The organism is Ureibacillus xyleni (assembly GCF_900217795.1).
GTDB classification, from domain to species: Bacteria; Bacillota; Bacilli; order Bacillales_A; family Planococcaceae; genus Ureibacillus; species Ureibacillus xyleni.
In genome coordinates this window covers 71,463-97,639 of sequence record NZ_OBMQ01000015.1, presented here as the reverse complement: position 1 = coordinate 97,639, position 26,177 = coordinate 71,463, and the positions used below count along the sequence as shown (strand labels likewise).

The 26,177-nt window shown below is 35.7% G+C and carries 26 protein-coding genes and 1 riboswitch; of the genes, 10 read left to right on the top strand and 16 right to left on the bottom strand.

What is annotated here, in order from left to right; all coding sequences use genetic code 11:
• Positions 1 to 5 precede the first annotated feature (5 nt).
• Positions 6 to 548 carry a DUF2179 domain-containing protein gene (locus tag CRO00_RS17290; protein ID WP_097074922.1) on the bottom strand — a complete coding sequence of 181 codons (543 nt, stop codon included), beginning with the start codon at positions 546 to 548 and terminating at the stop codon, positions 6 to 8.
• A 348-nt stretch (positions 549 to 896) separates the two neighbouring features.
• Entirely contained in the window at positions 897 to 1,322 is a 426-nt protein-coding gene (locus CRO00_RS17285) for a hypothetical protein (protein WP_097074921.1), read from the bottom strand.
• A 264-nt stretch (positions 1,323 to 1,586) separates the two neighbouring features.
• Here CRO00_RS17285 and CRO00_RS17280 point away from each other — a divergent pair, with 264 nt between their 5' ends.
• The 6 genes from CRO00_RS17280 to CRO00_RS17250 all read left to right on the top strand — a co-directional run bounded on the left by CRO00_RS17280 (position 1,587) and on the right by CRO00_RS17250 (position 6,549).
• On the top strand, positions 1,587 to 2,288 hold the full coding sequence (locus tag CRO00_RS17280) for a hypothetical protein (RefSeq protein WP_097074920.1): 702 nt from the start codon (positions 1,587 to 1,589) through the stop codon (positions 2,286 to 2,288).
• 239 nt (positions 2,289 to 2,527) lie between these two features.
• Positions 2,528 to 2,710 carry a hypothetical protein gene (locus CRO00_RS17275; RefSeq protein WP_097074919.1) on the top strand — a complete coding sequence of 61 codons (183 nt, stop codon included), beginning with the start codon at positions 2,528 to 2,530 and terminating at the stop codon, positions 2,708 to 2,710.
• Positions 2,711 to 2,934: 224 nt separating this feature from the next.
• Positions 2,935 to 3,237, top strand: coding sequence for a DUF4212 domain-containing protein (locus CRO00_RS17270; RefSeq protein WP_097074918.1), 303 nt, complete (start codon positions 2,935 to 2,937; stop codon positions 3,235 to 3,237).
• A gap of 30 nt (positions 3,238 to 3,267) precedes the next feature.
• Positions 3,268 to 4,920: a sodium:solute symporter family protein gene (locus CRO00_RS17265; RefSeq protein ID WP_097074917.1), complete on the top strand. Its 1,653-nt coding sequence runs from the start codon at positions 3,268 to 3,270 to the stop codon at positions 4,918 to 4,920.
• A gap of 341 nt (positions 4,921 to 5,261) precedes the next feature.
• Positions 5,262 to 6,062: a serine/threonine-protein kinase gene (locus CRO00_RS17255; protein ID WP_097074915.1), complete on the top strand. Its 801-nt coding sequence runs from the start codon at positions 5,262 to 5,264 to the stop codon at positions 6,060 to 6,062.
• A 73-nt stretch (positions 6,063 to 6,135) separates the two neighbouring features.
• Entirely contained in the window at positions 6,136 to 6,549 is a 414-nt protein-coding gene (locus CRO00_RS17250; RefSeq protein ID WP_097074914.1) for a YugN family protein, read from the top strand.
• Positions 6,550 to 6,592: 43 nt separating this feature from the next.
• On the opposite strand, the gene CRO00_RS17245 is transcribed toward CRO00_RS17250, so the two are convergent.
• From CRO00_RS17245 to CRO00_RS17225, 5 genes are all read right to left on the bottom strand, one after another.
• Positions 6,593 to 8,902, bottom strand: coding sequence for an EAL domain-containing protein (locus CRO00_RS17245; RefSeq protein ID WP_097074913.1), 2,310 nt, complete (start codon positions 8,900 to 8,902; stop codon positions 6,593 to 6,595).
• 204 nt (positions 8,903 to 9,106) lie between these two features.
• A complete protein-coding gene (locus CRO00_RS17240; protein ID WP_097074912.1) occupies positions 9,107 to 10,759 on the bottom strand; it encodes an S-layer homology domain-containing protein in 1,653 nt (550 codons plus the stop codon).
• Positions 10,760 to 10,969: 210 nt separating this feature from the next.
• On the bottom strand, positions 10,970 to 12,703 hold the full coding sequence (locus tag CRO00_RS17235) for an ABC transporter ATP-binding protein (protein WP_097074911.1): 1,734 nt from the start codon (positions 12,701 to 12,703) through the stop codon (positions 10,970 to 10,972).
• A 60-nt stretch (positions 12,704 to 12,763) separates the two neighbouring features.
• The gene (locus CRO00_RS17230) at positions 12,764 to 14,476 is read right to left on the bottom strand and encodes an ABC transporter ATP-binding protein (RefSeq protein WP_097074910.1); all 1,713 of its coding nucleotides are present in this window, start codon (positions 14,474 to 14,476) and stop codon (positions 12,764 to 12,766) included.
• 74 nt (positions 14,477 to 14,550) lie between these two features.
• On the bottom strand, positions 14,551 to 15,093 hold the full coding sequence (locus tag CRO00_RS17225; protein WP_097074937.1) for a TetR/AcrR family transcriptional regulator: 543 nt from the start codon (positions 15,091 to 15,093) through the stop codon (positions 14,551 to 14,553).
• A gap of 167 nt (positions 15,094 to 15,260) precedes the next feature.
• On the opposite strand from CRO00_RS17225, the gene CRO00_RS17220 reads away from it, so the two are divergent.
• Entirely contained in the window at positions 15,261 to 16,019 is a 759-nt protein-coding gene (locus tag CRO00_RS17220) for an SDR family oxidoreductase (protein ID WP_097074909.1), read from the top strand.
• Positions 16,020 to 16,056: 37 nt separating this feature from the next.
• On the opposite strand, the gene CRO00_RS17215 is transcribed toward CRO00_RS17220, so the two are convergent.
• A complete protein-coding gene (locus CRO00_RS17215) occupies positions 16,057 to 17,157 on the bottom strand; it encodes an iron-containing alcohol dehydrogenase (RefSeq protein ID WP_161946721.1) in 1,101 nt (366 codons plus the stop codon).
• A 166-nt stretch (positions 17,158 to 17,323) separates the two neighbouring features.
• A riboswitch (TPP riboswitch) is annotated at positions 17,324 to 17,438 on the top strand.
• Between the two features lie 125 nt (positions 17,439 to 17,563).
• Between CRO00_RS17215 and thiC the strand changes: the two genes are divergently transcribed.
• On the top strand, positions 17,564 to 19,348 hold the full coding sequence (gene thiC / locus CRO00_RS17210; RefSeq protein WP_097074907.1) for a phosphomethylpyrimidine synthase ThiC: 1,785 nt from the start codon (positions 17,564 to 17,566) through the stop codon (positions 19,346 to 19,348).
• A gap of 35 nt (positions 19,349 to 19,383) precedes the next feature.
• Here thiC and CRO00_RS17205 read toward each other — a convergent pair whose 3' ends face one another.
• The 4 genes from CRO00_RS17205 to CRO00_RS17190 all read right to left on the bottom strand — a co-directional run bounded on the left by CRO00_RS17205 (position 19,384) and on the right by CRO00_RS17190 (position 21,176).
• On the bottom strand, positions 19,384 to 19,815 hold the full coding sequence (locus tag CRO00_RS17205; protein ID WP_097074906.1) for a type II secretion system F family protein: 432 nt from the start codon (positions 19,813 to 19,815) through the stop codon (positions 19,384 to 19,386).
• Positions 19,816 to 19,904: 89 nt separating this feature from the next.
• Positions 19,905 to 20,231, bottom strand: a complete 327-nt coding sequence (locus tag CRO00_RS17200; RefSeq protein ID WP_161946720.1) for a hypothetical protein — start codon at positions 20,229 to 20,231, stop codon at positions 19,905 to 19,907.
• Positions 20,232 to 20,261: 30 nt separating this feature from the next.
• Positions 20,262 to 20,438, bottom strand: a complete 177-nt coding sequence (locus CRO00_RS17195) for a pilus assembly protein TadG-related protein (protein ID WP_101918861.1) — start codon at positions 20,436 to 20,438, stop codon at positions 20,262 to 20,264.
• A gap of 183 nt (positions 20,439 to 20,621) precedes the next feature.
• A complete protein-coding gene (locus CRO00_RS17190; RefSeq protein ID WP_097074903.1) occupies positions 20,622 to 21,176 on the bottom strand; it encodes a recombinase family protein in 555 nt (184 codons plus the stop codon).
• A 110-nt stretch (positions 21,177 to 21,286) separates the two neighbouring features.
• Between CRO00_RS17190 and CRO00_RS17185 the strand changes: the two genes are divergently transcribed.
• A complete protein-coding gene (locus CRO00_RS17185) occupies positions 21,287 to 22,708 on the top strand; it encodes a SulP family inorganic anion transporter (RefSeq protein ID WP_097074902.1) in 1,422 nt (473 codons plus the stop codon).
• Positions 22,709 to 22,720: 12 nt separating this feature from the next.
• Positions 22,721 to 23,137, top strand: a complete 417-nt coding sequence (locus CRO00_RS17180; protein WP_097074901.1) for a universal stress protein — start codon at positions 22,721 to 22,723, stop codon at positions 23,135 to 23,137.
• Positions 23,138 to 23,161: 24 nt separating this feature from the next.
• On the opposite strand, the gene CRO00_RS17175 is transcribed toward CRO00_RS17180, so the two are convergent.
• The 4 genes from CRO00_RS17175 to CRO00_RS17160 all read right to left on the bottom strand — a co-directional run bounded on the left by CRO00_RS17175 (position 23,162) and on the right by CRO00_RS17160 (position 26,133).
• Entirely contained in the window at positions 23,162 to 23,713 is a 552-nt protein-coding gene (locus CRO00_RS17175) for a GNAT family N-acetyltransferase (RefSeq protein WP_097074900.1), read from the bottom strand.
• A 72-nt stretch (positions 23,714 to 23,785) separates the two neighbouring features.
• Complete coding sequence (locus tag CRO00_RS17170) at positions 23,786 to 24,802, bottom strand: S66 family peptidase (protein WP_097074936.1); 1,017 nt, start codon at positions 24,800 to 24,802, stop codon at positions 23,786 to 23,788.
• Positions 24,803 to 24,919: 117 nt separating this feature from the next.
• Positions 24,920 to 25,348: a hypothetical protein gene (locus CRO00_RS17165; RefSeq protein WP_097074899.1), complete on the bottom strand. Its 429-nt coding sequence runs from the start codon at positions 25,346 to 25,348 to the stop codon at positions 24,920 to 24,922.
• Between the two features lie 65 nt (positions 25,349 to 25,413).
• Positions 25,414 to 26,133: a hypothetical protein gene (locus tag CRO00_RS17160; protein WP_097074898.1), complete on the bottom strand. Its 720-nt coding sequence runs from the start codon at positions 26,131 to 26,133 to the stop codon at positions 25,414 to 25,416.
• Positions 26,134 to 26,177 lie beyond the last annotated feature (44 nt).

Genomic DNA, 26,177 nt, shown 5'->3' with positions numbered 1-26,177 from the left:
AATAACTAAAACCCTCTTTTATTAAATTCTCTTGCTTGCTTTTTCATTCGATCTACTAGGAAGCCACCTTTAAAGGATTTTGGTTCGTAGGAGATGATAAATGCCTTTGGTTCAATTGATTCAACTAAAGCAAATAGTTCTTTTTCTCGATTTCGTTTTGCTAAAATTTCATATTTAAACCGTTCACTATCTCTACCCTCTCCTACATAGGTTGTGATAGCAAATCCATTTGTACGCAATGTATCAATGAGCTCTTGATTTTTCATTTGTGTATTGATTGTTATATAAACATACCCAATTGCTAATTTATTCTCAATTTTCGTTCCTAAAAACATGCCCAATCCAAATCCTACTGCGTAAACTACCATCGCTAATAAACTTTGATCTCCATTAAAGACTAAGGACAGGCCAAAAACGTAAATCAACATTTCTAATATCCCAAATATCGCTGCAAATAACGTTAAATTTTTCACTAAAAATATCGTTCTTAACGTTAGTAGCGGTACATAAACCAGTTGAAGTAATAATATTAATAATATGTTAGTCATACAAAACCCCTTTCTATCAGTGTGATTATTATTTACCCACAAATTTATTTTGTACTCAAGTTATCTGCTATATATCCTCTATGTATAAAACTATATTCAATCTAACAAAAAACCATACTTTGTACAAATCTTTACCGCCCCCTAAAATATGGGTGTTTTTACAAACTAAATCTCTCCCCTTTCTCGTGTGATAATATGTTTTGTCACTAGTGATATGAATATGAACACCGTTTTAGTTGGGTCCTCCTGATGTTTTGTCCTTCGTCACCAACTATATTAAATAGCAAATAAAATACACCTTCGTTAAGTTTATTAACGAAGGTGTATTGATTTCTCCCTAATAGCGTATTAGTAGCATTGGAAGAACATGATGTTATTTCGGTTGATTGAGTCAAACACCCAACCTCTATTTCCTCTCCATCGGAAACCGACGATTTGGTTACCTGAAACAAGCATTGGGAAGAACCAGAATGCATTTCCATTTCTCATCCAAATAAATGTGTTTCGGAACATACAACGTCTAATTCCGCCTACTCCACCACGGCGGGAAAATTCTTGTTGTTGGAATGTAGACATTTGCGGTGTAAAACTTGGTGGTGGTGCTGTTGGAGGTTGCATTTGCCCCATACCTCCACCCGGCATTCCAAACGGTGGTTGACCCCCGCCTGGGAAACCAGGAAATTGCCCTTGCCCTCCTCCAGGGAATCCAGGTTGGCGTCTTCTACGGCGTGGGGATTCATCAAATCGATCATCATCGAAATTAAAAGGATACACTAGCCTCAAATCCTCCTTTCTTTTTAAACTACCTACAATCTATGTGAAAAAGGAGGTGCCCGTGTAGGTTGTACATCCCTATATAATATTGGAAATTTTTCCTACTCACTATGTTTTGGTATATTGCCTAAGCCCTTCTTAGCACAACGAAATCAATAGTTTTACGAATAATATGTATTTTTATGAATATCATTTAACGACCATGCTTTTTCGATTGCCCACCTTTTCGATTTTGTCCTTAACAACTTAGAAGGAGCTGAATTCTTGCTTCAATTTGTTATTTCAAAAGAAAAGTACAGTCTTTGTCTTGTTAATCCTAGTAAAGAGGATGTCCAAGATGTGTATTTAAAATATTTTGGTCATAGAGTTGATCGGAATATTTATTACGAGTTTGAACCAATTCAAATGTATATTGATACTCTTTATGGTGAAAGTTATGCGATTTTAGAAGAATCCAATTCTTCTAATCTCGATACGACATTCCAGTATGAAGTACTATTTGTCCGTGAAGAAGGAGTTGTTTTTAAGAAATTCCTTCGTAAAAAACTGGAAAATATTATAACCCTTGATTCGCACCCATTATTCACTACCTCAGTATGGAAAATCGAGGAGACAACAAGTGAGTATATTGATGTTGAAGATATTATTCAAATTGTTGCACATGATATATATGCATCAAAGGCACCCATTCAAGATAATATTTATCAGCAACTTATTAGGCGGAGTGATCTGTTCGAGGAGTTTTTTGATAATCTCTATTTAGAAATGGATAGTTATTATCGAGGAGAAAAATGTAATTCATTGAAGAAATGGGAGTTTGCAAATTTCATCGAATCAGAATATGGGATTCAATTAGAGCATTCGGAAGGGTCTGAAATAATCCTTGCAAACTGTGTTGCTCTTATGATGAAGCTACAGATTCCCCTACCAAAAATGGCTGAATACTTTATGGAATATATTATTTAAATTCAGTTTAAAGACCTTTCTACAAATGAATGTAGAAGGTCTTTTGTTTTAAATAAAATGTTTCTTTCATCCCGGAATATTTTCAAGTTTAGATGGTAAAACGATAAATTACTCTCCAATATTATTACTATCTACATATCACTTTAGACAAACTTTTCTTATAAAATTGATAATATTGTGAAGTTTTTATACATAAGTTTTAAAAAAAAAAAATATGATAATCACAGGAAAAGGAGGTTATGGACATTCAGTACTTTTTTCTCTTAATTACTCTCATTTGTCTTACTATTGCATTATGGAAAAAACGATTCGTATTATTACTAGTGCCAGTAGTGGTGATCGTAGTCTATATTGTAGTAGAAATTATCCTTGTTCCAGCCCCACTTATTGAAACTGTAAAATTTATCTTTAGTCTACAATAGCTCATTCCCCGAATTTTTGTTTTTGGACAAATTATCAGCTTTCCATCTAACTCACAGCTATTAAATTATTTCCTTTAACCTTCGTTAACCTTGGTGATTTCTTTGTCTCATTTATGAGTCAAAGCAATATATAAATTTTTATCAAAGGAGGAAAAGCTACAGCATTTTATTATTGTAATCTGTAACTTTTGTAGATTGGGGAAATTTAGAACAGGGGTGAAATGGTGAAAAAGATTGATAAAATTAAGGCGGATGCATATTTCCGTGAGAAAAATACCTATATGGTCATCTATTTTATCATTTGGGCAATCGTTTCTTACGGAGTTGTATTATTTGCTGAGCCACTAAGTAATGTTTATTTTAACGGATTCCCATTCCACTATTTTATGGGAGCTCAAGGGGCATTAGCAGTTTTTATAATTTTACTTTTTGTTAATGCATTTGTTGGGGACAAAATTGACAAAAAGTACGGCATTGATGATAAGAGAAATGAAGAGATTGGTAGGAATACAACAGTAGATCATTAAAGGTGAATTCGAAATAAAGGGGGATGATTTTTGGATACACAATTTATAACATCGTTGGCGATCATTTTAGCTACGTTTGCTTTGTATATTTTCATTGCTGTCTATAATAAAGCAAAAGAAACGTCCGATTTCTATGTTGCTGGTCGTGGTGTACCTCCAATTTATAACGGTATGGCGATTGGTGCCGATTGGATGAGTGCGGCTTCCTTCATCGGTATGGCCGGTACAATTATGATGCTAGGCTACGATGGATTAGCATATATTATGGGGTGGACAGGAGGATACTTGCTTTTAACGTTCCTACTTGCACCTCAGTTAAGAAAGTCAGGAAGTTATACAGTTCCTGAATTTATCGGTGACCGCTTTAAAAGTAATACAGCACTTATCATTGCGGCAATTTGTACGATGATTATTAGTTTCACATACTCAATCGGCCAATTATCAGGTTCTGGTGTAGTTATTGGAAGATTATTTGAAATTGATGCGAAACTTGGAACAATGATTGGCGTAGTTTTAATTGCTATTTATGCAGCGTTCGGCGGAATGAAAGGGATTACATGGACTCAAGTAGCACAATACATTGTATTAATTGTTGCATACCTTGTTCCAGTTGTCTTCATGTCGTTACAAATTACAGGTAACCCTCTCCCATGGTTATCTTACGGAGATATTGTAGGAAAACTTGGTGAGCTAGATCGTGAACTCGGGCTTTCTGAGTATTTTGCTCCTTTTGAAAAAGGTACTAAGTGGCAATTCCTTGCTCTTATGTTTACATTAATGGCTGGTACAGCAGGACTTCCACACGTAATTGCTCGATTCTATACAGTATCTACAATGAAGGCTGCGCGTTGGTCAGGAGCTTGGGCACTATTATTCATCGCGTTATTATACTTCTCTGCACCTGCTTATGCTGCTTTCTCACGCTTCATTTTAATGACACAAGTGGCTGGTAGTAAAATTGCTGAACTTCCTGCTTGGACAAAAACTTGGGTAGATACTGGTTTATTAAAAGTAGCGGATACTAGTGGTGATGGTATTCTTCAATGGAATGAATTAATAATTGCGAACGATATTGTCGTAATGGCAACTCCTGAAATTGCAAATCTAGGAATCTTTGTTATTGGTTTAGTAGCAGCAGGTGCGATGGCTGCAGCTTTATCTACAGCGGGTGGTTTACTAATCGCCATTTCATCAGCATTTGCACATGATATTTATTACCGAATTTTAAAACCAGATGCAACTGACAAACAACGTCTAAAAGTTGGTCGTATAACAATCGTTATTGCAACATTATTTGCTGGTCTCGTTGCGCTTGATCCACCGGGTGCAATTACTCAAATTGTTGCTTGGGCATTTGCAATCGCAACAGGTACATTCTTCCCTGCCTTAGTACTTGGGGTATGGTGGAAACGAGCTAATGCACAAGGACTAATTGCTGGTTTACTTGTTGGTTTAGCTGTAACATTATCCTACATCTTTGCAGCTAAATATGGAGGATTTACAATCTTAGGTATTATCGATACAGGTGCCGGCGTGTTTGGTGCAATTGCTGCATTTGCTACAAATATCATCGTATCCCTAGCAACGAAACCACCTTCACAAGAAATTCAAGATGCCGTTATTAACTTACGCTACCCAGAACAAATGACATACAAAGACGGCGAAGTATATATGGAAGACTAATTTTTAACGTACCGGGTACAGAAACAATTCTGAATTGTTTCTGTACCCGGTACATTTATTTTTGAAACTTCTATTATTTTGAATCGTATAATAAATTATTAGTAGGATTATTTCGGTTTATTCATTTTAGAGAGGATTGATTGGATGTTAGAAAAATTTTTAAAAAGCTTGTTTGGTGGAAGCCACAGTAAACGTCGCTATTCTAGTAGCAGTAAAAGGAAATATTCTAATAAACACAACTATTACGGCCATAAACATTATAAAAAAAGCTATAAAAGTCGCTCTGGTTTCTTCAGTTCAAAAAGTTTCTTTAGCTCTGGTAGTTTCTTCGGAAGTTAAAAATGTTTAACACATTCAAGGAAAATAAATACCATAACTTTGTTAAAGACTATATTGATAACAAAACCCAATATCGCTATATTGAGGAGTTAGGACTAGGGTCATACGGAGTGGCCTATTTAATTCAACATCTTTCATCAGGAGAGAATTATGTCCTAAAAAGGATGAAGGCCAAACATCGAAAAAACCAAAAACTTCGGGATAAATTCAATTTAGAAATTCAACTGCTTCAGGAAGTAGATTTACCTAATACCCCTACTGTTATTGAACAAGGTAAGATTGAGGAAGTCCCATTTTATATTATGGACTTTATAGACGGTCAAACATTTGAGCAAGCAATATTTAGAGATGGAAAAACGTATTCAGTTGAACAATCTTTACAAATTACTTCTCAGCTACTTGAATATGTCGTGATTCTTCATAAAAAAGGCATTGTTCATCGAGATTTACGCATTCCCAATATATTAGTTAAAGAGAAAGATTTATACATTATCGATTTCGGTTTGGCCTGCTATATGAAGGAGGATGTAGACTTCGATAAAATTGACAATCCAAAAAGAGCAGAAAATCATATAAGTGATCTATATTTTATAGGCCATTTCCTTCTTTTCCTTCTCTATTCAAATTATTCACCTACTCAAAAGAAAGAACGGAGCTGGCAAGAGGAATTACGTTTGCCATATTCATTGGTAGACTATATCGAACGTTTATTACTTTTAAGAGAGCCCTTTTCTAGTGCAGATGAGTCATTAAAAATGCTTCAAAGTCAATTATTAAAGCACCCAATTGTTTTAACTGATTAATTTTTGCAAACATCGTATTACATTTTGAGAGTCTGTCTAAACTGAGAAAAAAAGCATTGGGAGAGACTTCAGGATGATAAAATTAGAATCAAATATAGAGGGTAAATACACAGAATTTGGAAGAATACAGAAGGCAATTAAGGACGCTGGATTTACTTTAGGCGGATATTGGGATTACGATCGCGGGATTTTCGATTCAATCCTTTCTAGGGAACAGGGTGAAACAATTTATTTACGTATGCCCTTTGTCGTGACACAAGGCGTACTGGATTCACCAAATGCATATATTCGTTTTGAAACTCCTTATGTCATTAAACATATTGCAAACTTGGGGTTAGAACACGATGGCAGTTCGATGATGGATGCGACAGGTTTTAGCCAATTCCAAGAACCTATTGACAAAGATGCATCCATTGAAGATCAAAACAAATGGGTAAGTGCAGGCGAACAAGTAATACAAGAAAAAGTGCTACCATATTTAAATTAATATTAAACCCGATAAGCTTTAAGCGCGCTTATCGGGTTTTAATTTAGCGTTCTCTGAAATAGACGACAGCATGTTCATAAATAAAGTCTGTATCAGGGATTGCTTCGTTTTTAATTTTTAATGTCGTTATACGGTTAATGATTTTCGCAAGCCGATCCTCTAAACTTCGGTTTAGATTGAAGCTTACTCCATAGGAATATACTTCTGGATGTACATTGTCGATCCATCTTAACCCACCAAATACTCGAATGGTTTCATTTAAAATGGTAAATTCGAATTCAAATTTCATGTTTGAGTTTACGGGTAATTTTAAATTCGATAAAATTTTAATGCCACCTAGACTCATGTTTTCTAGTAAAATCGGTGTGGAGCCAACATTTACTGCTTGATTATTCACTTCAGCAATTGTCATTCTCCCCTTTACGTGGAAAGGAAATTCTAATCGATAGAAGTTTCGGTTTTCTTTTGAACCTATTTTCTTTTTATATCTCTTTTCAGGTTTTAAGTAACCTACTTGAATCATTTTCTCGTATTTACTTTGTGGCACAGGTGGAGAAAATAAATAACCTTGAATAATGTCACATTCATTTTGCTTTAAAAATTCAAGTTGTTCAATCTCCTCGACCCCTTCAGCGACAACCTTCATACCTAGCCGCTTTCCTAAAAATAAAACAGAAGAAATAACTCCCTTGTCAATTTCGCTTTGTGCATTTATATTTTGCGTAAAAGTTTTATCAATTTTAATGGTGTCAGGTTTGATATTTCTTAAATAGTCCAATGATGAATACCCTGTACCAAAATCATCGACAGAAACTTTCACACCTAACTCTTTTAATTCTTTTAAAATCGTTAAAACATTATTATCCGTTTTCAATAATGAACTTTCCGTAATTTCCAGTTCTAAATATTTAGGGTTTACATTATATTTTTTAATTTGTTCTGCTACATACTCCACCAATCCCTTTTTCATAAAACGAATTGGCGATACATTGATGGAAACCGGATATAAAGGGAAATTATTACGATTCCATTCATTCAATAAAGAACATATTTGTTCAATTTCCCAATCGATAATCATATTAATCATATGATTTTCTTCTGCAAGAGGGATAAATTCGGCCGGAGAAATATCACCCCATTCCGGATGATGCCAGCGAATTAAAACCTCTGCTCCTACTAATAAACCTTTACTTGGTTCTACTTGTGGTTGGAAAAAAAGCTCAAATTCTTCGTTATTAATTGCATTACGCATGTCTCGATCAAGGACATATTTCTTAAATGATGGAATATCTTTTGAGTGGGAATACAGTTGATAATTATTTTTTCCTTGGCGTTTAGCTTGGTAAAGTGCTGTATGGGCATTTTCTAATAAAGCTTGTCGGTCTCTTCCCTCTTCTGGATAAAACGTAATACCAATACTTGTAGATAAATGCAAAACATAGTCTTGAATCGTAAAGGGCTGCGCTATCGTTTTATTTATCTCTTCTGCAAATCGATAAATTTCTTTAACGTCGGTGAAATTTTTTACAATCATAATAAAATCATTACCGTTTAATCGAGCTAGATATCCGTCTACTGGTGTTAACATCGAGAAACGTTTCGCAATGAGTTTAAGCGCTTCATCTCCTATCGCATAACCAAGAGAATTGTTAACAACATTAAAACGATCGATGTCTAAATATAAAACAGCAAATGGCTCTTCACTTCTACAAAGGAAATCCAAATGTTTAAATAAGCTTTTTTGATTTGGGAGGTCCGTGAGAGAATCAAATTCCTCTAAATAACTTAATTGCTCTTCTATATGCATTTCATGGGTAATGTCAGTAACCATCCCAAAAATTTGATGCACATCATTGTTACTATTAACTTTTGGCACAATTTGCTCTAATAACCATTTCGTTTTCCCTTCACCACTAGTTAAACGATAAAGTATTTGAACTGTTTTCCCTTTTGATACTAATTCTAAGGTTTCATCAAGTTCTTTACGATGTGATGGATGGACCATTTGTAGCCAAATCGATGAGTCTTCATACAGTTTGTTTAAAGGTATTTGTAAAATATCCTCTAATCCTTTTGAGGCAAATACAAATTTTCCATTAAGCGATTCACGCATCCATATACCAGATGACAAATTATCAAAGATGTATTGGAAGCTATTTAGATTGTCCATAAGACTTAATTCAAAATCATTAACTTGTGTTTCTTTTACGAGTACTTTCCTTTTATCAATTTCAGGTTCACTTTTCCTTATTAATAAAGGATTTATTTCGGTTTCCTTTTCAGTTGGGGAAGGATCTGACTCTTTGATAAAAAGACGTTTTAAAAGATTAGACTTCTTTTTATTCGATTCCAATTTCTCCACTTCTTTCTACACTTTTTCCCATTTTCGAAATAAGTAGTTAATTGAATAATAGTATAAATGTCTCGTAATTAGAATAGGTGAATAGAGCTAAAGTTGTTTAAAGTCCAATACATCTGTATTTTAACAAGCTTTGAGCGATCCTAGTTAATAATAAAAAGCTAAAGAAACAAAATCGCTTCTTTAGCTTTGAAAATACTATTTTTGTGGAAGTTCTGGAACCATAGCTTCCATTTCCATTAACTTGTTAAATGGGATTACCTCTGAAGCTTTTGGCGTACCAATTTTGAAATTAACTGCTTCATTTACTTTTGATTTCCCTAAATTATAAGATAATTTAAGACCAAGAGATTCGCCTTCCATTGTAATTGCGATATCTAAATTGAATTTGTCATATCCAATATATTGATCTTCATGAATAGCAATATATTCGCTAAGTTCATTAATATCTACGAAGTTATTAATTTCACCTGCTACTTCACCGATTGATACATCAGCACTTGCTAAACCTTCTTTTACCATTGCAATGTCTTCAGCTTTAAATCCTAAAGCTTTTACATATTCAGGGTTTTCTAATAATTCTAGGAATTTTGGTAATACTTTATTAAATAATGTTTCGATAACTGGTTTTAAATCTTCATTCGATAATTCGAATTTTAATACTTTATCAACTTTAATATCAGCTGGAATTGCAACTGATTTTTGGTCTACTTCTTCGTAATATTTACTAAATTCATCGAAGAAGATATCGTAAATTGCTTTAGTAAATTCTGTTTGTAATGCTAAGTCCATTGATACACTTGGTTGTCCAGAAAGTTGAGTTAGTTCATTAAAATCTAATTCAATAAACTTACCATTAAGTTCTTCTGGTAACTGAAGAAGAGGTGATTGAGGTAATTTAACCCAAATCTTTTCTTCTGTCATAATCATTGGGATGCTGAATTTTGTTTCAACTTCACCTTGAAGTGTAAGATCCATTGTCATTTCCATTTTCATTGGATCTTTTTGATATGCCCCTTTAATATCTACTTTGATATCCTCGAACATTTTAAAAATCGCAGCATCTTCAGGAGTTGATGTTAATGATTTAGAGAATTTAAGACCTAAATTCATACTGCCATCAAACTCATAACTATTTAAAGCTAATTCATTTGCATAAACTTCTTTTAATAATTCAGCCATCGTATTGTCAGTTGCTTCTGCTTTTTCTTCTTCAACAGCTGGTTCTTCTGTTACTTCTTCATTTGGTTGTGCTTGTTTGTTTAATGCGCTTGAAAGGAAAACAACAAATTGAGCACGTGTTGTTGCATCTTCCGGTTTAAATGTACCATCTTCAAAACCTGTTGCAATTTTGTTTGTTACAAGCGCATCGATTGCTTCATATGCATAGTGATCTTTAGCTACATCTGCAAAAGTTGATGAGCCATCACCTTTTAATTTAAAAGCGTTTGTTAAAATTGTTGCCATTTGAGCGCGTGTAAGAGGTTTATTCGGTTCAAATTTACCGTTAGTCCCCTTCATAATTCCTGCTTTTGTTACTGCAGCAATTTCTTTAATTGAATCATCTTTAATATCTGTATAGTTTACTGAACCTACATTAGATGCCTCAAGTTTTAGACCGCGTGCAATCATAATAGCAGCTTGTCCGCGTGTTACTGTATTTTCAGGGCGGAATGTTTGATCAGGATATCCTTTTACAATCCCTAAATCTACAAAACTACTAATTTCCTTTTCTGCCCAGAAGTCTCCATTTACATCCGTAAATGATGATGCTGCAAATCCCTTTTCAAAAGGAATAGACAAAATTAAAAGTAATGCAAAAAGTACCGTAAAGATTTTTGACTTCTTCATATGTTCCTCCTTACAAAATTTTTACGCCAATCTCAGAAACTATTATTGGATTAATATGTAACTGATGCCAATTGGTGCATTATATTGAAATTATAACATAACAATGAGTGGATATTTTTAATCATTTTCCCCTTTTTCACCACTGCATTTTCTAGTAATAATCTACTATTAAAAAAAGCTAAAGAAGCGAACGCCTCCTTAGCTTAGAATCTATGTTAACTGTTGTTCTGCATATTTTCGATAAAGTTCATGAGTTTCTATCAATTCCTCATGACTTCCGACTCCAGTAATTTTTCCTTTTTCAATAAAAATAATTTTATTGGCATCAACTATTGTTGATAAGCGATGTGCAATGACAAAGGTTGTACGCCCTTCCATAAGACGAGTTAATGCCTGTTGTACAATACTTTCTGACTCACTATCTAAACTTGCTGTTGCTTCGTCCATTAATAAGATTTTCGGATTTCGTAAAAATGCACGGGCTATGGCGATCCGCTGTCTTTGTCCTCCCGAAAGCTTGACTCCACGCTCTCCAATTTCAGTATTTAAGCCATGTTCATATTCACGAATAAATTGTTCTGCATATGCCATCTTTGCCACTTCCCAAAGTCTTTCATCTGGGACGTCCTCAGTTAAACCATAACATAGATTATCACGAATGGTCCCGGCCATCATGGCACTTTCCTGAGAAACATAGCCGATTTGTTTACGCCATGATGATAGAGATAATTGACTTATCGACGTATCTCCTACAAAAATATCACCAGAAGTTGGTTCATAATATCGTTCTAACAATCCAAACAAAGTTGTTTTCCCACCACCACTAGGACCAGCAATAGCAACCATTTCTCCGGGATTAGCCTCAAATGAAACATTTTGAATAACCGGCTCTTCCCCTTCATAAGCGAAGGACACATTCTCTAAACGTATTGGTTTATGACTAATATCCATATCAATCCCATTTTGCCCGGGTTCTAACGGCAGTTCTAAAATGGCGATAATCTTTTCCGTTGCTCCTTTCGCCTTTTGAAGCTGAGTGAAGAACATAGCAAAGGATGTAATTGGGAAGATGATTTGGAATAAATATAATAGAAAGGCCACCAGTGAACCTGTCGTCATTGTTCCATTGGCAACTCGAATACCTCCATATCCTATAATCATGACAATTACAATCATAATCACCGTATGCATGAGTGGGCCTATTAAAGCAAAGATTTTGGCTTCTCTTAATCCAAATTTTAATAATATATTTATCCCTTGAATGCCTCTTGTTTCTTCAAAACTTTCTGCATTGGAAGATTTCATTAATCGTACTTCACTAATTGTTTGTTGAATGGTTCCGGTAAAATTGGCAGTTTCATCCTGCAAGCCACGGGAAATCTTCGCCATTTTAGAACCTAATGGCATCATGATGGCAACCGTTATTGGAACGGAAATTAACATAATCAATGTCATTTTCCAATCCATAATTAACAAAATGAGTATTGCACCTATGATTGAAATTAAACCTGATATAAATTGTGGGAAATGTTGTGTTATTAAATCTTTTACGATTCCTGTGTCATTCACAATACGGCTAACGGATTCCCCACTTTTCTGATTATCGAAATACGAAACAGGAAGACGCACTAGTTTTAGCCACATCATTTCTCGAAGTCTTGCCACCACTTTTTGCCCAACATAAGCTAGCAAATACATCGATACACCATCGAAAACAGCCTGAACAATAAAAAAGGCGACAATCGCTAAAATAAGTGGCACACTTAAAGAGGCAAAGGAAAATCCATCAACAAGCTCCCGAGTTAAAAGAGGGATTACAAGTCCGACAAGTGTCGTAAAAATACTTAAAATCAAACCAAAAACAAGAGGCGTTTTTGGTATTTTCGTTGCAGCTATTAGCGACATAAACGGTTTAATACTAACTTTTGCGACATTCGATTTCATATTTACCTCCTATTGCGTGAAAAAAATTCACTTCACATAAAGTAAAGTGAATTTCTCTCGTTAATTATACTGGTACTGGTGGAGTCTCGCAAAGATACCATTCTCTTCAATTAGCTCGTTATAAGACCCATCTTCTTCTATACCATTTGGTGTAATCACTAAAACCCGATCTGCATCTTTTATAGTTGCCAAGCGGTGTGCGATGACAAGCGTTGTGCGGTTTTCGGCAAGTTCTGCTAACGACTCTTGAATGATTTTCTCTGTTTCTGTATCTAGAGCTGAGGTTGCTTCATCTAAGATTAAGATTGGTGGGTTCTTTAAAAACATCCTCGCAATGGCTAGCCGCTGCTTTTGACCTCCAGAAAGCTTTAATCCACGTTCTCCAATTTGAGTTTCCAATCCGTCTGTTAAATTATTAACGAACTCCTCCAAATGAGCTCTTTTCAGTGCTTCCCTTATCTCCGCTTCCGTCGCACCACGTTTTCCATAGGCAATATTTTCACGAATCGTGCCTGTAAATAAAAACACGTCTTGTTGAACAATGCCAATTTGCTCCCGAAGCGAACGTTTTGTTATGTCTCGAATATCCAATCCATCTATTTTGATTGACCCACTATTTACATCATAAAAACGCGGAATGAGTGAACAAATCGTTGTCTTGCCTGCTCCAGAAGGTCCAACAAATGCTGTCATTTCCCCAGCTTTTAACTCAAAGCTAATATCCTTTAATATCGTTTTATCTTCTTCATAGTTGAAATTTACATTTTCGAAGGCAATATCACCGTGTAAGTAAGGAACATCAATTGCATTTGGTCGATCTTGTACTTCTGGTTGTTCATTTAACATTTCTTGAAATCTTTTAAATCCAGCCATACCTTTTGGATATAGTTCAAGTAATGCGCTAATTTTATCGATTGGCTTAATTAACACATTTGTATAAAGGACAAAACTGACTAACTCCCCGTAAGAAAGTTTTCCATTAAAGCTTAGCCAAGCACCGACAACTAACACAACTAAAGTTAAAAGGCGGGTCATCATATAAATACCTGAATGTGTTCCTGCCATTACTTTATATGCATAAAGTTTTGCCGTTTTAAATAAGCCATTTTGCTCGCGAAAACGTTCCATTTCAAATTGTTCGTTTGTAAAAGATTGGACAACACGAATCCCTGCCACACTATCTTCTACTCTTCCGTTGACATCTGCAATTTTGCCGTACATTTTCTTCCATGCGGCATTCATCTTTTTATTGCTATAAGTCACTAAAGCGATTAACAATGGAACTGCTACTAGTGCTACCATGGCCAACGTGGGATTCACATTAAACATGATGGCAAATGCCCCAATGAACGTCATGATTGCAATGAAGAAGTCTTCTGGTCCATGGTGGGCAAATTCCCCAATATCAAATAAGTCATTGGTAATACGACTCATTAAATGACCTGTTTTGTTGTTATCAAAAAAGCGAAAAGATTGCTTTTGGAAATGATTAAATAAATCTTGCCGCATATCAGTTTCTATATTAATTCCTAATTTATGCCCCAAATAGTTCACAATAAAGTTGAGTATTGTACTTAGAACGTAAACTAACAGTAATAGAATGCTCACCTTCACAATGGTATTCCACTCATTTGTTGGCAGTAGTTCGTCAATAAACCATTGGACAGCGATTGGAAAGGCTAACTCTAAAATCGCTACTATGATTGCACTGGCGAAATCTATAATAAACAAGCGTTTGTGCGGTTTATAATAGGAGAAAAATTTTGATAGCATAAATGCCTCCTTAATTTCGGAATCCGAATTATTCTCTCCCATTTTACATGATTGATACTTTGATTGTTAAATTTTTATACTTCTAGATTAATAATTTTTACGAGCTGTTCATTTAGGAAACTGGCTGGCTGTTTAAAATCATTCATACTCCATTGAATAATCATTCCTAAAATAGCATTTGCTTGATAGGAGGAAAAATACTCTGAATTTATTGTGTTATCAACTTGGTAATTTACCTCTCGATCTTTCGTAAAGAGGTTCTTAATTTCTTCAAATAGTAGGTAATAATATGTAAGCGGCATATTTTTAGAAAAAACAATTCGATAAAAAGGTTTGTATTTTTCAATATGGTGGAACACTTTAATGGTTTTCGGATCCAATTCACTTGTTTTTAATTTCACCACATGTCGATACGGTTCTTGGTAGCAGTTAGCTAAGTCCCTCATAATTTCTCGAAAGTAATCTTCATATAAATCCTCTATTTGACCATAATGAAAATAAAATGTCCCCCGATTAACTTTTGCTTTCCTACATAATTCAGAGATTGAGATTAATTCTAAAGGTTTATTTTTTAATAAAGTGAGCAATGCTTCTTGAAGTGCTTCTTTTGTTTTCATGACGCGTAGATCCGTCTTCAACTTTTTTCACCTCTTACTGAACATTTTTTAGTAATGTGTTAAATATTGAACACTTTCATCTACTTCTGCTTATTGAAAGCGGTTACTCTAGTCCTTTATACTAAATATTATACAGCTGTTCTATAAATTATTGGGAGGTTTTACGAATGAGATTACAAGGTAAAATTGCTATTGTTACAGGTGCTGCTTCAGGTATGGGTAAAGCAATTGCGGAACTCTATGCTAAAGAAGGTGCAAAGGTTGTTGCTTCTGACTTAAACTTAGAAGGTGTACAAGCGGTAGTTGAAGGCATTAAAACAAATGGCGGCGAAGCAATTGCAGTTCAAACAAATGTTGCCTCTTTAGATGATTTAAACAGATTATTCGATGAAACAAAAAACGCGTATGGCAAGTTGGATATTTTAGTGAACAATGCTGGTATTATGGATGGTATGGAGCCTGTTGGGGAAATTTCTGATGAGCGTTGGGACAAAGTATTTGCTGTGAATACAAAAGCAGTAATGCAATCAATGCGTATTGCAACGAACTTATTCCTAGAACAAGGTCATGGTGTAATTGTTAATAATATTTCTGCAGGCGGTTTATATGGAGCTCGTGCTGGCGCTGCATACACTGCTTCAAAACACGCTGTCGTTGGTCTAACAAAAAATACTGCATTTATGTATGCAGATAAAAATATTCGCTGTAATGGAATTGCTCCTGGTGGGGTCATTACAAATATCGGAAGTACCATGACAAACCTTAGTGAAACAGGTATGGCACGTCAACAACTTGGGATGGCAATCAATCCTCGTGCTGGTCAACCCGAAGAAATTGCAAATCTTGCTCTGTTCTTAGGTTCTGATGAGGCAAGTTTCATTAATGGACAAGTAGTTACTGCAGATGCTGGTTGGACGGCATATTAAAACGAAAGGGTCATTCAAATTGAATGGCCCTTATCTTTTATTTGGATAGGAAAACTTTACGAACCATTTCTTCATCGACTGGCGCAATATTATTTTTCATATTCGCAGCTTCTAATGAATGCTGAACAATAATATCTAAATCCTCAATCGGTATTTCTAACTTTTCTAAAGTAGTGCGTAATCCTAATTTAGTTTTTAATCCATTCAATTCTTTCACTAGTTCATCTACATTTTTATATCCGATATTTTTTGCATGGGTTTCAAGTAGTGGTTTATATTCTGCATTAATTTTAAACCAACTATCTAATGTAAAGGCACATGCTTCAGCGTGTGGGATATCATATTTTGCGGTTAAAATATAGGAACACGCGTGAGATGCAGTTGTACCTGTTTGTGAAAATGCAAAGCCTGCTAGTATCGCTGCAAATGCAAGTTGGTCTTTTGCCTCAATATTATCATTTACGGCAGCTTCTAAATTTTCGAAAGCCAGTTTCGCAGCTTGAACCGCAAAATGTTCTGTTAACGGATTAGACTTCACACTTCCTAAAGAATCAAGTGAGTGAGCGATAATATCAATTCCTGAAATAGCTGTTAAATGGTTAGGACAACTGTAGGTAAGTTCTGGATCTACAAAAGCCGTTTTTGGATATAACAATGGAGAAGTGAAAGCTCTTTTTAAATTTTTCTCCTTCCAGCTAATAACTGCTGTGCCCGTAACTTCACTACTTGCGCCACTCACGGTTGGTATCGCGATAAGAGGCAAAGCTTTTGTTATGTCCTGCCCTTCCATCAAATCGATTGCGGTATAGTTTTCTGCCACAACCGCACAAACTGCTTTCGCACAATCAATTACACTTCCCCCACCGAGTGCAATTATGTAATCTACCTCCAGTTCCCTCGCTTGGCTTGCACACATTTCTACGTTTTCAATTGTCGGATTAGGCTCAATACCATTTACCACACCTACAATTCTACCCGCACTCTTATCTACAATATCCGCTGTCAGGCCGTTTTTCACCAATGAATTCGTTGCAATTAGAAGCGCCTTTTTAATATTTTTTCGCTCTAAATAGTCACCTAAATTTTGCGATACACCTTGTCCAAATAAGATTTCAGTTGGATGTTCATAACGCCACATATCCTTTTCCCCCATCAAATTTTTTGATACTACCATTATAACGAAATTTTGGGTTTTCAGAATTTTTATTTTAATCGTAACTCTCCGTCTAAGGTAATTAATTAGGACGAAACACCCCTTCTTTTCCTGAAACTGTTCATGTATACTAATGTTGTAATTTAATAATCGAAATAACTAGGGGAGCCCTATAGCTTGGGCTGAGAAAGAAACGCGTTTAAGTTTCTTGACTCTTTGGACCTGATCTGGATCATACCAGCGTGGGGAAGTTAGAAAACATCTTTTGATATAAACTTCTACATTTGTAGCCGGTCCTACTCTTTTTTGGGTCCGGCTTTTTTTGTACTTCTTTTTACCATCCACTGTTATCTAGGTCTTGTCCTTTATTTCAAAAGGAGAGATTGGTCAAATGTCACAAACTTCATTAAGTGAAAAAAATATTTCCATTATGTCTAGTTTTTCAGGAAGCAAAAAAGTATATGTAAGCGGTTCGCGCCCTGATATCCAAGTACCAATGCGTGAAATTTCACTAAGCCGTACTACGGGAACTTTCGGTGAGGAAGAAAATGTACCCGTACGTGTATACGATACGAGCGGTCCTTATACGGATAATAATTTTTCAGCCGACATTACAAAAGGTTTACCTAACATACGTATGAATTGGATAGTTGAACGTGGTGATGTTGAAGAATATGAAGGTCGGGAAGTACAACCTGAAGATAATGGTTATAAGGATATCAATGATCCTCGTGCAAATCAAAAGGTTTTCCCTGGATTAAAACGCAAACCATTACGAGCAAAAAAGGGTAAAAACGTCACGCAACTTCATTATGCAAAACAAGGAATTATTACGCCAGAAATGGAATTTATCGCAATTAGAGAAAATATGGACCCTGAATTTATACGAAATGAAGTAGCTAGTGGTCGAGCAATTATTCCATCGAATATAAATCATCCAGAAACAGAACCTATGATCATTGGACGTCATTTCCATGTAAAAATTAATGCAAACATTGGGAATTCAGCGGTTACCTCTTCAATTGAGGAAGAAGTAGAAAAAATGACTTGGGCAACTCGATGGGGTGCAGATACAATAATGGATCTTTCTACAGGAAAAAATATTCACACAACCCGCGAATGGATTATTCGTAATTCAGCTGTTCCTGTTGGTACCGTCCCAATTTATCAAGCACTAGAAAAAGTAAATGGAATAGCAGAAAACCTAACATGGGAAATTTTCCGTGACACCTTAATTGAACAAGCAGAACAAGGTGTAGACTATTTTACCATCCATGCAGGTGTACTATTACGCTATATTCCTTTAACAGCAAAACGTTTAACAGGCATTGTATCTCGTGGAGGTTCAATCATGGCTCAATGGTGCTTATACCATCATAAAGAGAACTTCCTTTATACCAATTTTGAAGAAATATGTGAAATAATGAAAACCTACGATGTTGCCTTCTCTTTAGGCGACGGGTTACGTCCTGGTTCCATTCGTGATGCAAACGATGAAGCACAATTTGCAGAGTTAGAAACTTTAGGTGAATTGACAGAAATCGCGTGGAAACATGATGTACAAGTTATGGTTGAAGGACCTGGACACGTACCAATGCACTTAATAAAAGAAAACATGGATAAACAACTACAACTATGTAAAGAAGCACCCTTCTATACATTAGGACCATTAACAACGGATATTGCCCCTGGGTATGATCACATTACTTCTGCTATCGGGGCAGCAATGATTGGGTGGTATGGTACAGCAATGCTCTGCTACGTTACCCCAAAGGAACACCTTGGTCTACCTAATAAAAACGATGTCCGTGAAGGGGTAATTACTTATAAAATAGCCGCACACGCTGCTGATTTAGCAAAGGGGCATCCTGGTGCACAGGTTAGAGATGATGCTTTATCAAAAGCCCGTTTTGAATTTAGGTGGAGGGATCAATTTAATTTATCGTTGGACCCTGAACGCGCAATAGAGTACCACGATGAAACGCTTCCTGCAGAAGGAGCAAAAACAGCGCATTTCTGTTCGATGTGTGGGCCAAAGTTCTGTAGCATGAGAATCTCACAAGATATTCGAAATTACGCAAAAGATCATAACATCGTTACAGCAGTTGCAATCCAACAAGGAATGCAAGAAAAAGCAGAAGAATTCAAAAAATCTGCTGGAAGCATCTATCAATAAATATTTTAAAAGACTTGGTTTAATGGCCAAGTCTTTTAAAATAAGCCATTCACTAAAAAATCAACTGCAAAAGGGCCTAGTATTACGATGTATAACGAAGGGAAGATAAAGAAAATCATTGGAAATAGCATTTTTACGGGCGCTTTCATTCCTTTTTCGCGAACCTTTTCTCGTTGGTGCTCTCGTATTCGTTGAGTTAAAGAACGCATTAAATTACCCATTCCAATTCCTAACTCCCCTGCTTGAATGATAGAAGTAATAATACTTTGGAAATGATCAGATGGTACACGGTTGCGCAGTTTAAAAAATGCATCTCTTCTTGATTTGCCTAGTTTCATATCTTCTAATGTGGCTAAAAACTCATCCGATATAGGTCCTTTAATTTGCTTACATACATTGGAAATCGCTTGATCTAACCCCATTCCTGCTTCAATCGATAATGTCACCATGTCAAAAAAGTCTGCCATGTTTTTCTCGATTAACCTAATTCTTTTCTTTCTTTTATAATCTAAAAAGAAGCTTGGAGCAATAAATGCAATTCCCCCAAATGCCGCACCTAAAGTAGCAGCAGAGAAAATATTAAATGTGAAAAGAAAAATAATAAAGAACGAGCTGACAAAAGCGTTCCCGTTTCCGTTGTTTCCTCCATTGTCATTTCCCTTCCCGTTTCCTCCGCCATTACCCTCCCCGTTATCATTCCCGTTGTCTCCAGCATTTTAAGAACAATACTTGTGCAACTTCTCCAATTATCATAATCACTGTAATCAATTCCAAGAGGTATAACTCCTGTTCCAGAAGATAGAGAGTTCAACTCAACTTTTGCTGTGGCTGTCCACAGGAACATTGGAATATCCAAAAATTTTTCCAAAAGTAAGTTGTACATCAGAACTTGTTGTTAATCCACATTTTGTTATCAGGCAAATTCAACGATTGTATTTACATCCAGAATCTCATTTTTTATTGCAACATCTCTTGCATACTTCTCTGCTTCAATTGAATCTAAAGGTAATTCTTGAGCTCCCGCAAGCGCTGCTGCATCTGCTGCTTTTTGAAGCATACTTTTTTCGAAATATAATCTACCCCCATCTATAACAAGAGCAGTAGGGTGTAATTATTTGTAAATAAACAACATCTTTAGTATCTGTAAATGTTATTACTAATGTAACAGTGAAAAGACAAGGAAGTAATACTTTCCAACTGAAAACGCAAAAAAAGACTAAAAATACACTCGCTATTGTCGAGTATACCTTTAGTCCCTTTTATCAAATATATACTATTCTTTTTCTTCAACTGCTTCTAAATATCGATAAAGTGTTGATTTGCTTATTCCAGTTTCGTTTTTAATTTCTAATAGTGTATAGTCTCCGGAATAATACATTGAAATTGCCCTTTTCACATTATCATCGGATTTTTTTGGTCGACCAATGGATTTTCCTTGCTCCTTTGCATGGGCTATTCCTAAAGTGGTGGATTGTTTTACGATGTCCGATTGGAAATTTAAAAACTCCTTTACCAGTTCGGTTAGGTTAAATGGTAATGTGCCTTTTGTTTCAATTCCCTCTTGCAAAAACTGTATGGTCACTTGATCTCTTTCACATAATTTTAGTAATTCAAATAAGTGGCTTGTCGTGTCAGCAAGAGCAAACATTCGCTGCACTATAATGATATCACCAGAACGTAATTGCATTAACAACGATTCAAGCTCTTTCCGTTTTTTTGGTGCACCATGCTCTTCTTGAAATATTTTTTCGCAAGCAGTTTTTAACGAATTCAGCTGGTTCAAACACTGCTTGTCATTATATAAAGGTCTCACATACCCATAAATCATTTTATCGCTCCTAATAAACTTCCCAAAAAGGTTCCTTTTTAGGAATACAAATGTTATGATAATCAAGGATTTTTTTCGTATAAACAAATGAATATATAAAGGAGATTACCATGCAAAGTTTAAAACAACAATGGTTTGGCAACGTGCGTGGCGATATTTTATCCGGTATTGTCGTAGCACTTGCACTTATCCCTGAAGCAATCGCCTTTTCCATTATTGCAGGCGTTGATCCAATGGTAGGATTATATGCCTCATTTATTATTGCAGTTATTATTGCATTTGCTGGTGGCCGTCCGGGGATGATTTCTGCTGCTACTGGCGCCATGGCACTGGTGATGGTTCCATTAGTTCGAGATTATGGGTTGCAATACTTATTTACCGCTACTATTTTAACTGGGTTCATTCAAATACTATTCGGCGTATTGAAAATTGCAAAGTTAATGAAATTTATCCCAAATGCTGTTATGATTGGCTTCGTCAATTCCTTGGCTATTTTAATTTTTATGGCGCAAGTACCACATTTTATTGGGATTTCGACCATGACATATGTATTTGTTGCTATCACCTTAATTCTTGTATATACACTACCTCGTTTCATTAAAGTAGTGCCAGCCCCATTAATTGCAATCGTATTGTTAACTGTCATCGCAATTTATGGCGGTGTGGAGTTAAGAACGATTGGAGATTTAGGGGCAATTACACAAACATTACCAACCTTCTTCATTCCAAATGTTCCATTTAACTTAGAAACGTTACAAATCATTTTACCTTTCTCCATTTCATTGGCTATTGTGGGCTTAGTTGAATCTTTATTAACTTCACAAATTGTGGATGACATGACAGGAACGGACAGCAATAAAAATCGCGAAGCTCGTGGACAAGGCATTGCGAACGTGATCAATGGTTTCTTTGGCGGGATGGCTGGGTGCGCAATGATTGGTCAATCTGTCATTAATGTTAAATCAGGAGGCCGTGGTCGATTATCTACACTGATTGCTGGGTTATTTTTAATCTTTTTAATTATGGTCCTTGGTGATCTTGTAATAAAAATCCCAATGCCAGTACTCGTCGGCATTATGATTATGGTAAGTGTTGGTACATTTGATTGGAGTTCATTTAAATATTTAGTAAAAGCTCCCCGAACAGATGCCATTGTCATGTTAACTACGGTTGTGATTGTTGTATGGACACATGACTTATCAAAGGGTGTTATCGCAGGTGTTATTTTAAGTGCTGTTTTCTTTGTCGTTAAAATTTCATCCGTGAAAATTCAACAAGACGGTGACCGATATTGTGTTTCTGGACAACTATTCTTTGCTTCTACTGATTCTTTTATTGATTATTTCAAATACAATGAAATTAACAGTGCAAAAATTTTACTCGACTTTTCTAATTGCCGTATATGGGACGAATCGGGTGTAGGTGCTTTTGTAAAAGTGGAAGAATTACTACGAGAAAAAGGAATACACGTGGAAGTGGTCGAATTGGATGCTCCAAGTAAAGAGCTGGTATCCAAATTACACAATATTTAAGGGGGGATTTACATGTATAAGCATATTTTATTAGCTGCAGATGGTTCAGAAAATGCAATCCGTGCAGCAAAGGAAGCTGTAAAAGTTGCCACATGCAATGATGCACTTATTGAAGTTGTTTATGTGGCAGACCATGAAAAATCAAAATCTGACGTGTTACATTCTTCATCAAGTGAAGCTTTGGATTTACAACGTCGTAAAAAAATTGCTCCCATAGAACAGCTTCTTCGAGAGTCGAATGTATCCTATAAAATAAAAATTTTACGCGGGACTCCAGGACCTGAAATTGTACGCTATGCAAACGAACAACAAGTCGATTTAGTTGTCATTGGAAGTCGCGGTTTAAATAGTTTACAAGAGATGGTATTAGGCAGTGTAAGTCATAAAGTAATGAAACGTGTAAACTGCCCTGCTTTAATTGTAAAATAAGAAACGACAAAAGCACCTATTCCTTTAGGTGCTTTTTTGTGTCCATTCGCCTGCTAAAATCCCATAAACAGCATGGTCCACATAATGATCATATAGCCATTCTGCTTGTCTTATTGTACCTTCATATACAAAGCCTAATCTCTCGGGAATACCCCTACTTTTTAAATTCTCGACAGCTGCTCGAATTTCTACTTTATTTAATTTGAGATGAGTAAAAGCATAATTGGTCAATGCCTTAGCTACATTTGTCATAATCCCTTTTCCTTGGTAGTCCTCTCCAAGCCAATAGCCAATAGTAGCCGTTTTGTTAGACCAATTTATGTTAGTGAAGCCTGCTACTCCAACGATCTTTTCGTTATATAAAATAACAGTATCTAAACTATTATTTTCAGCAAAGCCTTTTAAGCATCCTTGGATATAGGCTTTTGTATCTTCTATGGTTTTATTGGAGTCAAGCCATGATAACCATTCTTTTAAGTACAATCTAGAGGCATCTATTAGCTTCAAAACCTTTTCTGCATCGTTTAATTCAATTAATTTTAAGGATAAATTATCGTCAATTTTATATAAGAACATAGTGACCCCCCCTAGTCTATTCATCTTACAACAGTAAAGTGCCCAATTCTATACGAATGAGCACTATTTGCATTATATAAATTTCTGCAAAACCATACTTCCTCCAGTATGATACACCCTAATTTCCGCATAAGCACCATTCACAAAAGTAAGTTGTGGTGGCATGTGCCCACAATCAATGTCGTAAGCAATAGGGATATTCAACTCTTCAGCAAGTTCGAGATAAACATCCATCACATGGTAATCTCCCATTTTTTCATTGGCTGCGCTTCTTCCAAAAAGAATTCCACTACAGTTATCAAACCATCCTGCTAGCTTCATTTGAACCAATGATCTTCGCAAGTCTGTTACATTTAGTTCACAGTTTTCAAAGTACCAAATAATTGGTTCATTATTGATAAAATGGGTTTGAAAGTTTTGAACATCCCCATACGCCGTTCCAATTATATGCCGAATGACATCAATACAACCACCTAATAGCCGACCTTTTATATACATAGGCTGATTTGATATCGTTTTCCACTTTGTTGGTTCTGTAAGATGATAAATCCAATCCGTTTCGTAGTCATGCTGCCAAAATAACTGGTATTTTTCTGAAGGGTATTGAATTACTTCTTCTCCCTGATTTGTGTGTAATACTTCCTCCCACTTAGCGGTAGTTGGATCTGATAATTCTCCCCGTAAGTCCACTAGGTTCGTTCCATGAGCAGTGGCTAGTCCTGTTTTTAGAGTCATGGCAAGAAGTAATACACTTGTATCCGAATACCCTAAAATCCATTTCGGTTTCTTTAAATTAAAATCAACGAACTCTAAAATTTCAATTAAGAGTTCGCCACCCCAAGGAGGGAAAATGATTTGAATGGAGTCATCATGTAGCATTAAATTTAGTTCAGCTGCTCTTACTTTGGCTGGAGCAGATTTCGCTTTAAATTGTGTCCAACATGTATTTCCTACTTCTAGCTTATAGCCTTTTTGCGTTAATTTCCCAATGGCTCTTTCTAGTAAAGAATATTGATCGAAATGTAATCCCGCTGAAGGTGCAGTTACTCCAATTTTTACGGGCTTTGTTAGTACTGGATATGTAATCATTTTTTCCCCACTTTCAATGATTTCTTTCTTTAACATATTGGTTTTTCCGGCTAAATAGAATTAAAAAACTGTAGCTACACTCACGTTTCCTTGAGTATAACTACAGTTTTAATGAAATTATCTATTATTTTCTTCGTCTGTTACGCCATTGTGAGCATCCGTATTTACATTATCATCTGTTGCATTTCCAGTGCCATTCGTTCCTGTATCATTCGTGTTTCCACCTGTTCCCATTCCATCAGTACCTGTTCCTGTACCCGGTGTACCAGTAGTATTTCCACCAGTGCCATTCATTGTCCCGTTTGTATTTCCATTATTATTTGTTCCCATTCCATCTTCTGTATCAATAGCACCGTCATTATTTTGATTGCCATCGAGTAAGCCGTCGTCACCAGTACCATTGTTAGTACCAGTATTGTCATTCATATCCGTTAAATCTTCGTCGATAACACCATTATCGTTTTCACCTGCATTATCTGTCATACCACAGGCTGCTAGTGCACCAGCTAAAAGGAATGCAAATGGGATTGCCAAAAATTTCTTCACATAATAACCTCCTTAAACTTGTTATAAAAGTAGTTTGTGTCGTTTTTTAGAGGTTATACGGGAAGTTATTTTAAATCTTCCCCATAAATTGCAACTGATTGACGTACAATAACAAATTGAGAGCCATCCCAGTTCAATAAATTTTCTACATAGCCTAAGCCATCTGCATGGAAACGACCTGCAATTTGCTGTAGAGCTTGTAGATAGTATTTACCTTTTCTCGCAATATCGATTGGGTAAAGTCCACTTGCCGGATCAACCCAGCCTTCGATTGGTTGTATCAATGTACCGTCTGCATGATAAATTTCATTTAAATATTCTTGCCCTTTATATTGAAGGTCCAAAATATATTTTTTAGGCGGTTTTTCACTTTTTACATTTACTTTATAATTGTTTGCGTAGTTTACCGTATATGGATGTTGTTCATTAAACCGAATAGAATCAAAAATATTCGTTATTCTACCTTGTATAGATGAGTAAACATAGCCAAAAACAATGCCACCGCTTCCACCTGAATCAATGGCTACAAAGATATCGTTTACATCATTACCAGTGAAATCACCTAACCATATTGTCGGATTATAACCTTGGTTTTCAGTTAACGGTAAAGTAGTCGTCTGATTTGTTCGTCCATTTTTAATATGAAGCGTTATGTTAATCCAATACGGGCTATTTGGATCTTGTTTTAATGCGGTCAGGTAAATCCAATCTGGTATTCCGTCACCTGTTACGTCCCCAACTTTACTGGCAACTATAAATTGCATATAAGGAATGTAATTATTCATTTTCCATCCTCTTTTCTGAAGGTCCTTTCCATAGTTAATGAGTG

Bases quoted from the DNA above. Each gene is read 5' to 3' on its own strand.
- CRO00_RS17190 (WP_097074903.1), bottom strand. From the start codon at position 21,176: ATGATTTATGGGTATGTGAGACCTTTATATAATGACAAGCAGTGTTTG.
- CRO00_RS17160 (WP_097074898.1), bottom strand. From the start codon at position 26,133: ATGAATAATTACATTCCTTATATGCAATTTATAGTTGCCAGTAAAGTT.
- CRO00_RS17205 (WP_097074906.1), bottom strand. From the start codon at position 19,815: ATGGCAGACTTTTTTGACATGGTGACATTATCGATTGAAGCAGGAATG.
- CRO00_RS17290 (WP_097074922.1), bottom strand. From the start codon at position 548: ATGACTAACATATTATTAATATTATTACTTCAACTGGTTTATGTACCG.
- CRO00_RS17170 (WP_097074936.1), bottom strand. From the start codon at position 24,802: ATGATTACATATCCAGTACTAACAAAGCCCGTAAAAATTGGAGTAACT.
- CRO00_RS17180 (WP_097074901.1), top strand. From the start codon at position 22,721: ATGTATAAGCATATTTTATTAGCTGCAGATGGTTCAGAAAATGCAATC.
- CRO00_RS17250 (WP_097074914.1), top strand. From the start codon at position 6,136: ATGATAAAATTAGAATCAAATATAGAGGGTAAATACACAGAATTTGGA.
- CRO00_RS17215 (WP_161946721.1), bottom strand. From the start codon at position 17,157: ATGTGGCGTTATGAACATCCAACTGAAATCTTATTTGGACAAGGTGTA.
- CRO00_RS17235 (WP_097074911.1), bottom strand. From the start codon at position 12,703: ATGAAATCGAATGTCGCAAAAGTTAGTATTAAACCGTTTATGTCGCTA.
- CRO00_RS17200 (WP_161946720.1), bottom strand. From the start codon at position 20,231: ATGTACAACTTACTTTTGGAAAAATTTTTGGATATTCCAATGTTCCTG.
- CRO00_RS17185 (WP_097074902.1), top strand. From the start codon at position 21,287: ATGCAAAGTTTAAAACAACAATGGTTTGGCAACGTGCGTGGCGATATT.
- CRO00_RS17225 (WP_097074937.1), bottom strand. From the start codon at position 15,093: ATGAAAACAAAAGAAGCACTTCAAGAAGCATTGCTCACTTTATTAAAA.
- CRO00_RS17230 (WP_097074910.1), bottom strand. From the start codon at position 14,476: ATGCTATCAAAATTTTTCTCCTATTATAAACCGCACAAACGCTTGTTT.
- CRO00_RS17275 (WP_097074919.1), top strand. From the start codon at position 2,528: ATGGACATTCAGTACTTTTTTCTCTTAATTACTCTCATTTGTCTTACT.
- CRO00_RS17175 (WP_097074900.1), bottom strand. From the start codon at position 23,713: ATGTTCTTATATAAAATTGACGATAATTTATCCTTAAAATTAATTGAA.
- thiC (WP_097074907.1), top strand. From the start codon at position 17,564: ATGTCACAAACTTCATTAAGTGAAAAAAATATTTCCATTATGTCTAGT.
- CRO00_RS17240 (WP_097074912.1), bottom strand. From the start codon at position 10,759: ATGAAGAAGTCAAAAATCTTTACGGTACTTTTTGCATTACTTTTAATT.
- CRO00_RS17220 (WP_097074909.1), top strand. From the start codon at position 15,261: ATGAGATTACAAGGTAAAATTGCTATTGTTACAGGTGCTGCTTCAGGT.
- CRO00_RS17255 (WP_097074915.1), top strand. From the start codon at position 5,262: ATGTTTAACACATTCAAGGAAAATAAATACCATAACTTTGTTAAAGAC.